Annotated in this window: 8 protein-coding genes and 3 pseudogenes; 2 read left to right on the top strand and 9 right to left on the bottom strand. The window is 66.1% G+C overall.

Annotation, left to right across the window (positions count from 1 at the left end; genetic code table 11):
* Both BN9444_RS14710 and BN9444_RS05425 read right to left on the bottom strand, forming a co-directional pair.
* The coding region (locus BN9444_RS14710) for a hypothetical protein (protein ID WP_199872852.1) at positions 1 to 530 on the bottom strand (530 nt) is incomplete at its 3' end.
* Positions 531 to 615: 85 nt separating this feature from the next.
* On the bottom strand, positions 616 to 1,620 hold the full coding sequence (locus BN9444_RS05425; RefSeq protein ID WP_141628981.1) for a 3-hydroxyisobutyryl-CoA hydrolase: 1,005 nt from the start codon (positions 1,618 to 1,620) through the stop codon (positions 616 to 618).
* Positions 1,621 to 1,666: 46 nt separating this feature from the next.
* On the opposite strand from BN9444_RS05425, the gene BN9444_RS15090 reads away from it, so the two are divergent.
* Positions 1,667 to 1,834, top strand: coding sequence for an HAD family hydrolase (locus tag BN9444_RS15090; RefSeq protein WP_338078343.1), 168 nt, complete (start codon positions 1,667 to 1,669; stop codon positions 1,832 to 1,834).
* 8 nt (positions 1,835 to 1,842) lie between these two features.
* Here the strand turns inward: BN9444_RS15090 and BN9444_RS05420 are convergent.
* The 3 genes and pseudogenes from BN9444_RS05420 to BN9444_RS15355 all read right to left on the bottom strand — a co-directional run.
* Positions 1,843 to 2,967: pseudogene (locus tag BN9444_RS05420) on the bottom strand (alpha/beta-hydrolase N-terminal domain-containing protein); the annotation flags it as partial.
* On the bottom strand, positions 2,934 to 4,742 hold the full coding sequence (abc-f, locus tag BN9444_RS05415; RefSeq protein ID WP_066487932.1) for a ribosomal protection-like ABC-F family protein: 1,809 nt from the start codon (positions 4,740 to 4,742) through the stop codon (positions 2,934 to 2,936). The gene abc-f and the pseudogene BN9444_RS05420, both read right to left, overlap by 34 nt.
* Complete coding sequence (locus tag BN9444_RS15355; RefSeq protein WP_255357123.1) at positions 4,735 to 4,860, bottom strand: hypothetical protein; 126 nt, start codon at positions 4,858 to 4,860, stop codon at positions 4,735 to 4,737. Before BN9444_RS15355 ends, abc-f begins: the two co-directional genes overlap by 8 nt.
* Between BN9444_RS15355 and BN9444_RS05410 the strand changes: the two genes are divergently transcribed.
* The gene (locus BN9444_RS05410) at positions 4,859 to 6,163 is read left to right on the top strand and encodes an NHL repeat-containing protein (RefSeq protein ID WP_066510594.1); all 1,305 of its coding nucleotides are present in this window, start codon (positions 4,859 to 4,861) and stop codon (positions 6,161 to 6,163) included. The two genes, BN9444_RS15355 and BN9444_RS05410, sit on opposite strands and share 2 nt — an antisense overlap.
* Positions 6,164 to 6,238: 75 nt before the next feature.
* On the opposite strand, the gene BN9444_RS05405 is transcribed toward BN9444_RS05410, so the two are convergent.
* From BN9444_RS05405 to BN9444_RS14155, 4 genes and pseudogenes are all read right to left on the bottom strand, one after another.
* Entirely contained in the window at positions 6,239 to 7,150 is a 912-nt protein-coding gene (locus BN9444_RS05405; RefSeq protein ID WP_068801556.1) for a 4-(cytidine 5'-diphospho)-2-C-methyl-D-erythritol kinase, read from the bottom strand.
* Positions 7,150 to 7,956, bottom strand: a complete 807-nt coding sequence (locus tag BN9444_RS05400) for a ubiquitin-like domain-containing protein (RefSeq protein ID WP_478219566.1) — start codon at positions 7,954 to 7,956, stop codon at positions 7,150 to 7,152. Before BN9444_RS05400 ends, BN9444_RS05405 begins: the two co-directional genes overlap by 1 nt.
* Positions 7,957 to 8,405: 449 nt before the next feature.
* Positions 8,406 to 9,107, bottom strand: a pseudogene (gene rsmA / locus BN9444_RS05395) (16S rRNA (adenine(1518)-N(6)/adenine(1519)-N(6))-dimethyltransferase RsmA); the annotation flags it as partial.
* Positions 9,108 to 9,170: 63 nt separating this feature from the next.
* Positions 9,171 to 9,515 (bottom strand): annotated as a pseudogene (locus tag BN9444_RS14155) (transglycosylase family protein); the annotation flags it as partial.
* Positions 9,516 to 9,532 lie beyond the last annotated feature (17 nt).

Raw genomic sequence — 9,532 nt, 5'->3', positions numbered from 1 at the left:
AGACGAATAACCACATGCGCAGCACGCGCCGGTGCCTGAATTTGCTCCCCGCCAGCGACAAACTGTTTGAACCCGTCAAGCAGGTTATCGCCGGGCAGCGCGCCGAGCATATCCATCAGCCACGGATCCTGGGTGTTAATCACCAAACGGTGCCAACCGTCTTTGCCATAGGTATGGCGGGCAGACTCCACGCGGGTCTTCGGCGTGGCAAGCCTCGCGCCGACCTCATCGAGCTTGGCCTCCGCCGTGCCACACAAGGTCACGCGGGCAGCGTTAGGATCCTCGCAGCGCGCGGCGAGCACCTCAATCCGGGCGAGCACGCGCAGGGAATGGCCAGCAGCGCGGGCGGCCTTGCGGGCCTCAGCAATGCCTTTAGGCTTAGCGCGCCAATAAACGGCAGCCAGCGGCTGAACAAACTTGGCATCGGCAAGCGTTAGGCCGCGGTCACGGAGCTCAGCCACGGTAAGGCCGGCGGCTTCCTTGAGAGAATCAACACCGAGAGCAAGAGCATCGAAGATCGAGACGGTCATGCCACGGAGATTAAAGACGCCGCAGGACCCCGGCAACTGTTCGACAAATACATTTGTCGAACAGGGGTAGCCGACCGGGGTAGACCTAAAGCTGCGCGCGGAGAGCTGCGACGTCGACGTCCTCCACGGTCGCAGGGTTAAACGCGGCGTCCTTCGTCTTGTCCACGAGCACGGCGCGCACACCCTCGGCGAAGTCCGGCCGGCGGATAAGGTGCATGCCCAGGCGCAGCTCCGCGGCGAGCGCCTCGCGGATATCGGCGGCGCGGGACTCGAAGTCATAAAGCTCGAGCGCCGCGACGATAGACGTGGGGCTCGCCGCCGCGGTGAGCTCGTCGACAATCTCACGCAGCTCCGGCGTGCAGGCGGCGAGGATCTCTGGCCACGTCGAATGGGCAAAGGCCTCCTCGATGGCGGGAGCAAGGGCGGCGAGGGGTGCGGGGCCGCGGGCGGCGGCATCGGAAAGCTGGGCAGACGAGATGCCGTGAGCGACGACGTCTTCGATAAAGGCGGCAGGATCCTCGGTATAGCCGGTCGCAAGACCGGTGTAGAGGAGGTCCGCGGCGTACATGCGGTAGCCGGTCACACCCCAAAACTTCGCGAGCGCCGGCGACATGGTGCGCTGGGACATGTACGGCACGCCCACGTCCGTGACGTAGCCGATGGCCATCTCCGGCATAGACGCAAACGCCTTATCGGTGACGATGCGGTGCGAGCCATGGAGCGAAATGCCCAGGCCGCCGCCCATCGCGACGCCGTCGAGGACCGCAATGTATGGCTTGGGGAACTCGGAGAGCGCGGCGTTCAGAGCGTACTCGGCCGCGAAGAAGGAATCCGGGTCGCCGCCCTCGAGGACCTCGGAACGGGCGTGGCGGACGTCGCCGCCGGCGCAGAAGGCCTTGGGGTGTGAGGAAAAGACCACGACCTGATCGATATCGTCGTCCGGACCCCACATACGCAGGGCCTTCGTGATGATGTCGATCATCTCAGGATTGAGCGAATTGAGGGCCTTAGGCCGGTTGAGTTCGATGAGTCCGGTACGGTGGCGAACGGAAAGCAACACTGGCGCGTCGTGTTCATTAGTCACAGTCATGTAAGCCAGTGTTTCACATCACTACTTTGTTTGCGAGGATTTCTTCATGCGCACTCCCCGGCTCGTCGCGTTAGACATGGACGGCACTCTGCTCGACGGTTCGGGGGCGTTGCCGCCGCGCTGGCCGGAGGTCGCGGCGCGCGCGGAGGCCGCGGGGATGATTCTCGCGCCAGCGTCAGGCCGCCAGCTCGCGACGCTGCGCGCAATGTNGTAGAGGTAGAGCTTCGGCCGATGGTCTTCGGGCAGCTCGTTCCACCACGTAATGAGCGGCCCGAGCAGTTCTTGGCCGGCTGCGCGGACTTGGTCGCCGCCCGCCAGGAAGTGCAGGGCGGAGGGCATCGCGGAGTATTGTCCGGCGGCGATGGCGGTATCGCCGCCGTAGAGCAGCTCGAAGCTCTGCGTCGCGTAGTCGGAGACCCAGCCGGTACCCGTCGTCATGAGGAAAAGCAGGGCCTTGCGGTCGTGGGCGTGGGTGCGCTCGAGCTCGGAGATGAGCAGGTCCGCGCGCTCGGCCGTGTCCGCCGCGTTGCCAAGCCCGGCGTAGACGCGGATGGGCTCCTTGGCCGGCTTGCCCGTCGCCGCTGTCAGCTCGCTTGCCGATGCCCCTCCCGCGACGAAGCGGGAGCCATAAAAGCCCACCCCTCCAAAGTCCACGGCGGAGTCAGGCGAGCCAGAGCGCTCCGGCGCCGTGGGCGCCGTGACAGCCGGGTCCGGATCCTTATTCTGCTCGGTAAAAAATTTCTCGCCGAGACCGACGATGGCACCAGGCACGGCGTTGGAGACGAACCAAAACCAGGCGAGCAGGACGAGCACCCAGGCGGAGACGCTGCGGACGCGGGGCCGCACGCGGCGTGGGCCGATGGCCTGGGCGGTATCGGCGGCCCAGACGAGAAAGCGGATGATAAGCAGGTAGACGGTGAACGAGGCGATCGCGAGCGGGAGAACGAGCACGACGTCGAGGTAGCTCGGGCGGGTTTGCTCCGCGAGGTCAGCAAGCGTGACCTGCCAGCGGTGCGACCACCACACCATGACCAACGCCCAGAGGGCGCCCACGGCGATGACGCAGCGGGCCACCCACCGCGCGACGCGCGGCGGCCAGGTGTCGGGGTTCGCGAGCGGGTGCAGCCGGTGCAAGTAGCGGCGGTAGACCCAGCGCAAGGCGAGGCCCACGAGGTAGCCGATGCCCGCGGCCCAACCGCCGATGATCCCCTGGTAGAACCACGTGCGCGGCAGCAACGAGGGGGTAAGCGTGAGGACGAAGAAGACGAGCGCGACGACGGCGCCCCAGAGGTCGAGCGTGCGGAAAAGCCGCGCTAGCCCTCGAGCTGCTCGCCGAGTTCGAGCCATTCCATCTCCAATTCCTCACGCTGGGCGGCGACGTCCTTGAGCTCGGCGTCGAGCTTCGTGAGCGCTTCGGTGTCCACGGCCTCGGCGGCCGCGGCCATCTTCTCGTTGAGCTTCTCAGTCTGCTGGTCGAGCTTGCCCATCTTGCGCTCGAGCGCATTCATCTTCTTAGTCAGCTCGCGCTCCTCTTGGGAGCTGAGACGCTTCGGGGCGGCGGAAGTGGGGGCATCGGAAAGCTGGGTGCCGAGGTTGAGTACGCCGGAGTTTTCTTGGGCCTCGAGCGCGGCGCGGCGCTTGAGATACTCGTCAATGCCGCCGGGGAGGTTGGTGAGCTTGCCGTCGCCGAAGAGGGCGTACGTGTTGTCGGCGATGCGCTCGATGAGGTAGCGGTCGTGCGAGATAACGACGAGGGTGCCGGGCCAGCCGTCGAGGAGGGACTCGAGCTCCTGGAGGGTATCGATGTCGAGGTCGTTGGTGGGCTCGTCGAGGAGGAGGACGTTGGGCTCGGCCATGAGCACGCGCGTGAGCTGGAGGCGGCGGCGCTCGCCACCGGAGAGGTCGCCCACGGGCGTGCGCTGGCGCTTGGGGCTAAAGCCTAGGCGTTCGGCGAGCTGGGAGGCGGAGATTTCCTTCTTGCCCAGGCGGACGTAGGTGGCGACGTCCTCGACGGCGTCGATAAGCCGGCGGGACGGGTCAAGATCGTCGAGTTCCTGGCGCAGCCAGCCCAGGCGGACGGTCTGGCCTTCGATGCGCTTGCCGGCGGTGAGTTCGTGCTCGCCGGCCAGCGCGCGTAGAAGCGTGGTCTTGCCGGAACCGTTGACACCGACGAGGCCGATGCGCTCGCCCGGCGCGAGGCGCCACGTGAGGTGGTCGACAAGGACGCGGCCATCTGGGGTGGCGACGGTGGCGTCCTCGAGCTCAATGACGACGCGGCCTTGGCGCTGCTTAGAGAAGGCCATGAGCTCGACCTTGTTGCGGGGCGCGGGGACGTCAGCGATGAGTGCTTCGGCGGCCTCGATGCGGTAGCGCGGCTTCGAGGTACGGGCAGGGGCACCGCGTCGCAGCCACGCGAGCTCCTTGCGGGCGAGGTTCTGGCGGCGCTGCTCCATAGCGTCAGCCTGGCGGGCGCGCTCGGTGCGGGCGAAGATCCAGTCGTTGTAGCCGCCCTCGTAGGCGTCGACCTGGCCGTCGTGGACCTCCCACGTCGTGGTGGCGACGGTGTCGAGGAACCAGCGGTCGTGAGTGACGACGACGAGGGCAATCTTGCGCGAGAGCAAGTGCTCGGCGAGCCACTGGACGCCTTCGACGTCGAGGTGGTTGGTGGGCTCATCGAGGACGACGAGGTCAAGGTCCTGGACGAGCGCGGCGGCGAGATTAACACGTCGGCGCTCACCGCCGGAGAGCTGGCCCACGGGCGTTTCAAGGCCGAGGTCGACGATGCCGAGGCCGCCCAAGACGTCGCGGACCTTGGCGTTCGAGGCCCACTCGAAGACCTCGAGGCCGAGCGGCTCAACGACGCATTGGCCGATGGTGAGGTTGTCGTCCAGTTCGAAGCGCTGAGTCACGACGGCCATGCGCAGATCTTTCGTCTGGGAAACGCGGCCGGAGTCCGCGGGTTCGATGCCGGTGAGGACCTCGAGCAGCGTGGTCTTGCCGCCACCGTTGACGCCGACGATGCCGATGCGGTCCCCCGTCTGCACGCCGAGAGAGACGCCATCGAGAAGCGTTTTCAGGCCGAAGGACTTGGAGACTTGTTCGAGGTTAATGAGGTTAGCCATATCGCTTCACCATCTTAATTGGCGCGGGCCGCGCGCCGTCGGGCACCCCTGCACACAGTGTTTTCAACACATTTTCATATTGCACATGAATTTCAGGAGCAATAGTCTTAAAAACCATGAAGAAAACTCTGTTGACTCCCCTGGCAGCCTTGGGCGCTACGGCACTCATCCTCACGGGCTGCTCTAGCCCCGACTCTTCCGATTCCGCTGACTCGACCTCAGCCGCCGAGCACGATCACGAGGGCGAGGAAGGCCACGAAGGCCACGACCACTCGCACGACGGCATGGAAGCCGAGGAAGGCCAGCTCGAGGTCGCACAGCTGCCCAACCGCGTCGTCATCTCCTACGACGGCGGCCTGAAGACCTACGACCCGAAGACCGGCGAGGTCATCGGCGAAGACGAGGTCCCGGGCTTCCTGCGCCTGTCCAACGCTGGCGACGGCCGCTACGCCATGGTCACCCAGGGCGACAAGTTCCTCTCGTACGATTCCGGCCTCATTAAGAAGCCGCACGGCGACCACAACCACTACTACACCGCGGACCCGAAGCTCACGGACGTCGACATCGAGGCACCGCACGCTGGCCACGTTGTCCACCACGACGGTTTCACCGCACTATTCTCCGACGGCGACGGCGTCGCCAAGGTCTACAAGACCTCCGAGGTCGGCACCGGCGGCGAGCCGGTCGCGACCTTCGAGTCTGGTGAGGCCCACCACGGCGTCGCGGTCCCGCTCGAGGACGGCTCCATCGTCATGACGAAGGGCACCGAGGACGAGCGCCATACCATCCAGCACCTGGACAAGGACGGCAAGGTGCTCACCGAGACCACCGAGTGCCCGGGCGTTCACGGCGAGGCCACCGCTGGCAACGGCAAGCTCTTCTTCGGCTGCGAGGACGGCCCCGTTGTCTTCGACGGCAAGGCGTTCCACAAGATCGACGTATCCTCCTACGCAGGCAAGGACGGCTACCAGCGCTCCGGCAACTCCGCCGGTTCTGAGGAGTCCCCCATCATCCTGGCCGACAACAAGACGGAGAAGGACGCCGAGTTCGAGCGTCCAGAGTCGGTCTCCCTCATCAACACCGACGACTACTCCGCTAAGAAGGTCGACCTCGGTTCCTCCTACTGGTTCCGTTCCCTGGCTCGCGGCCCGCTCGGCGAGGCGCTCGTGCTGACCTACGACGGCAAGCTCAACATCATCGACCCGGAGACCGGCGAGGTGACGAAGAAGATCGACGCCATCTCCGAGTGGAAGGAAAAGGAAGAGTGGCAGCTTCCTGGACCGATCCTCAAGTCTGAGGACGGCTACGCGTTTATCACCGACGCCAACAAGGACGAGCTGGTTGTCATCGACCTCTACAAGGGCGAGGTTGTCGACCGCCACGAGCTCGACATCACCCCGACCGAGATGGCTGTGCTCTAAACAGTCCCCGTCCTGCGGCCCGCGCTCAGTGCGCGGGCCGTTCGGCGTATTCGGGACGGCATCGACACCGCGGGATTAGTCGAGGAGCTCGGCGCCAGGCGCGGGCGCGTGGCCGATGTGGCCGCGGGTGCCCGGGTTGTCCGCGGTGACCTCGGCGATGACGTTGTGTGCTTGGGCGTCATCCTCGCAGAGGAACGCGCACGTGGGGCCGGAGCCGGAGACGATGCCGGCGAGGGCGCCGGCGTTCTCGCCGGATTCGAGAATCTTCCGTAGGTCAGGGCGCAGGGAGAGAGCGGCGGGCTGGAGGTCGTTAGCGAGCGTGCGGGCGAGCTGCTGCGGATCGCCGCTGATGAGAGCTTGGCCTACGGCGGTGGTATCCAAGCGCGGATCGCCGACGCGGTTCTTCGCACGCAGCTCGTCCATTTTGTCGAAGACGACGGGCGTGGACAGGCCCTCGCGGTTGGTGATGATCGCCCAGGTGTAGCTACCGCGCGCCATCATGGGTACGAGTTCCTCGCCGCGGCCGGTGCCGAGTGCCGTGCCGCCCATGAGCGTGAAGGGGACGTCGGAGCCGAGCTGGGCGGCGAGTTTCATAAGCTCGTCGTCGCTGAGCCCCGCGGCGAAGGCGGCGTTGGCAAGGCGGAGGGCTGCGGCGGCATCGGCAGACCCGCCGGCCATTCCACCCGCGGCGGGAATGCCCTTGTGCACGTGCAGCGCGACGGGCGGGTGACGGCGCGCGACGAGTTCGACAGCGCGCCACACCAGGTTGGAGGAGTCCGTGGGCACGCCTGCGGCGTAGGGGCCGTCAACCGTGAGGGTGATGGGCGCGGCGGTGGGGTCGTCGAGCAGCTCGAGAGTGAGGTCGTCGTGGATGTCGAGCGACTGGAAGACCGTGGAGAGTTCGTGGTAGCCGTCGCCGCGGACCTGGGCGACGCCGAGGTGGAGGTTGACCTTGGAATGCGCGCGGGCGCGAAAAATCTGGCCCATTATNGAGTGGCCGGGCGGGTCTCCTTGGAGTTGATAATCTCGTTGGACTCCTTGGCGCCGTTGACCATGATGAGGCGGCGGGTTACGGTGCGCTCGCCCGGGGTGCCCTCGACGCGGACCTCTTCGGTGCCCCGCTCGAGCTCCGGGTCGTCGACGTAGTTCGGCTCGGCGTCGAAGGACTCGGTAGCGTCGTAATCCGTAGTGGAGACTTGGTCAACCTTGATGGTCATGCCCTCGGTGACCGGGGTGTCCATGGACGGGGTGACGCGGTCGTCCTCGTCGACGTCGATACCGCGGGCCTCGATGACGTCGCGCACAGTCTTCGCGGCGATGGAGGTGTAGGTGACCTTGCCGCCGTCGTTGACCTGGATGATCTTCGGGGAGACGACCTCGAGCTTCATGCCGTCGGTGACGGTGGCGTCGCCGTCCGTATCCACGCCAGCGGCCTTAACGGCTGCGCCCGGCGCGATATCGCCCATGTCGCCCAGGAGGTCCTGGACGGTAAGCGCGGTGGAAGAGAGCTGCTTTTCCACACCGTCGACGGTCACGGCGACGGGCTTGGAGGTGCGGACTGTGATGGTCTCGCCGGAGGTGAGGACGTCATCCGGGTTGGCGGAGACGAAGTCATCCGCGCCGACCTGCACGCCGGCGGCCTCGAGGGCGCCCTTGACGTCGGTGGAGAAAGTCGCGAGCTGCATGGTCTCACCGTTGACGTCCACGGTGATGTCCTTGTGCGCGGTGGCTGCGACGACGCCGCCGACGGCGAGGGTGCCCAGCACGCCGCCGGTGGCCAGACGCAGCGGCATGGAGCGAGTGTTGTTAATACGCTTGATCTGATTCGAGGTAGACATGTATCTCTCTTCGTCTCTTTTATTGTGAGCAGCGAGCCACATCTTGACCCTGCCGCGGCCTGGGAGTCGAACGGCACCGCAGGGACGCGGCGCGCGCAACGTATGACGCTCAGGCGAACGATGAATAACAATACGGTAACAGCACGGAGCAGTCGATATGGGTTTCGCCACACCGGAAACGCGCAGCTCGCCTGTCACACGCACCACAGGCAGATCGGTTGACCTGCACTAATACGCATGTGAGTCCGATCACTTTCCATGGCTGCGGGGCGTGCGCACGAGAGCGTGGGCCACGGAAAAGTTACAGCGCGGCGGGGGTTAGAGTGGACGGGTCGCCGTGTCAGGACAGAAGAAGGGAGCCGCGGGGCATGACCGTCTACATCGCGTTGGGAGTCCTCATCTNAGGCGGCATCGACAAGCGGGAAGACGGCCTTGCGGGAGGCGTCGGTGATGGGCCAGGGGGCATCGGCAAAGCAATCGATGCGCACGAGGCCGGACTCGATATTGGGCGCGGGCCAGAAGACGTTCTTGCCAATCGTGCCAGCTTGGCGGACGGGGCCGTAGAAGGCGGCCTTGACAGAGGGCACGCCGTAGACCTTGGAGCCGGGCTGGGCGGCGAGGCGCTCGGCGACCTCGAGCTGGACCATGACGAGGACGCGGCGGAGGGAGGGGAACGTCTCGAGGAAATGCAGCAAGACGGGGACCGACACGTTGTACGGCAGGTTAGCGACGAGCGCGGTGGGCTCGCCCACATCTGAAGCGGTGACGCGGAGGGCGTCTTTTTCGACGAGCTTCAGGTTGCCGGCGAGCTCGGGGGCGCGCTCGGCGACGGTGTGCGGAAGCTGCGCGGCGAGGCGCGGATCGATTTCGACGGCGGTGACCTCGTCGACGGCCTCGAGGAGGCCGAGGGTAAGCGAGCCCAGGCCGGGGCCGACCTCGACGACGCGGTCGCTACGGTCGAGGTCCGCGGCGGCGACGATGCGCCGGATGGTGTTCGGGTCGTGGAGGAAGTTCTGCCCCAGCTTCTTGGTGGGAGTCACGTCGAGACGCGCCGCGAGCTCACGGATTTCCACGGGGCCGAGCAGGGCCGCTTTCGCTTCAGTCATGTCTTCTAGGGTAGCCGCAAGAATGCGCAAAGCCCGCACCGAGGTGCGGGCTTGCGGGAAATTTTAGCCGATGCCGAGCTTGGCGGTGCAAGCAGGCCAGGCGCCCCAGCCTTGTGCTGCCTGAACCTTCTGGGCGACAGCAATCTGCTGCTCGCGGGAAGCCTGCCAGGCCTGGGAGGCGTACTCGCCGCCGCCGAAGGCCTGCCACGTGGAATCCGTGAACTGGAGGCCGCCGGAGAAGCCGTTGCCCGTGTTGATGGACCAGTTGCCGGTGGACTCGCACTGCGCGAGGGTGTCCCACACGGAGCCGTCGGCCACGGCCGGGGCGGCCGCGGGCTCCTTGGGGGCGCGCGCGATGGTGTCCGGAGTGGCCGGGCGGGTCTCCTTGGAGTTGATAATCTCGTTGGACTCCTTGNCTGCTGGCC

Source organism: Corynebacterium phoceense, from assembly GCF_900092335.1.
Lineage (GTDB): Bacteria > Actinomycetota > Actinomycetes > Mycobacteriales > Mycobacteriaceae > Corynebacterium > Corynebacterium phoceense.
The sequence above is the reverse complement of the archived record's forward strand: the minus strand, read 5'-3'. Positions and strand labels throughout refer to the sequence as shown.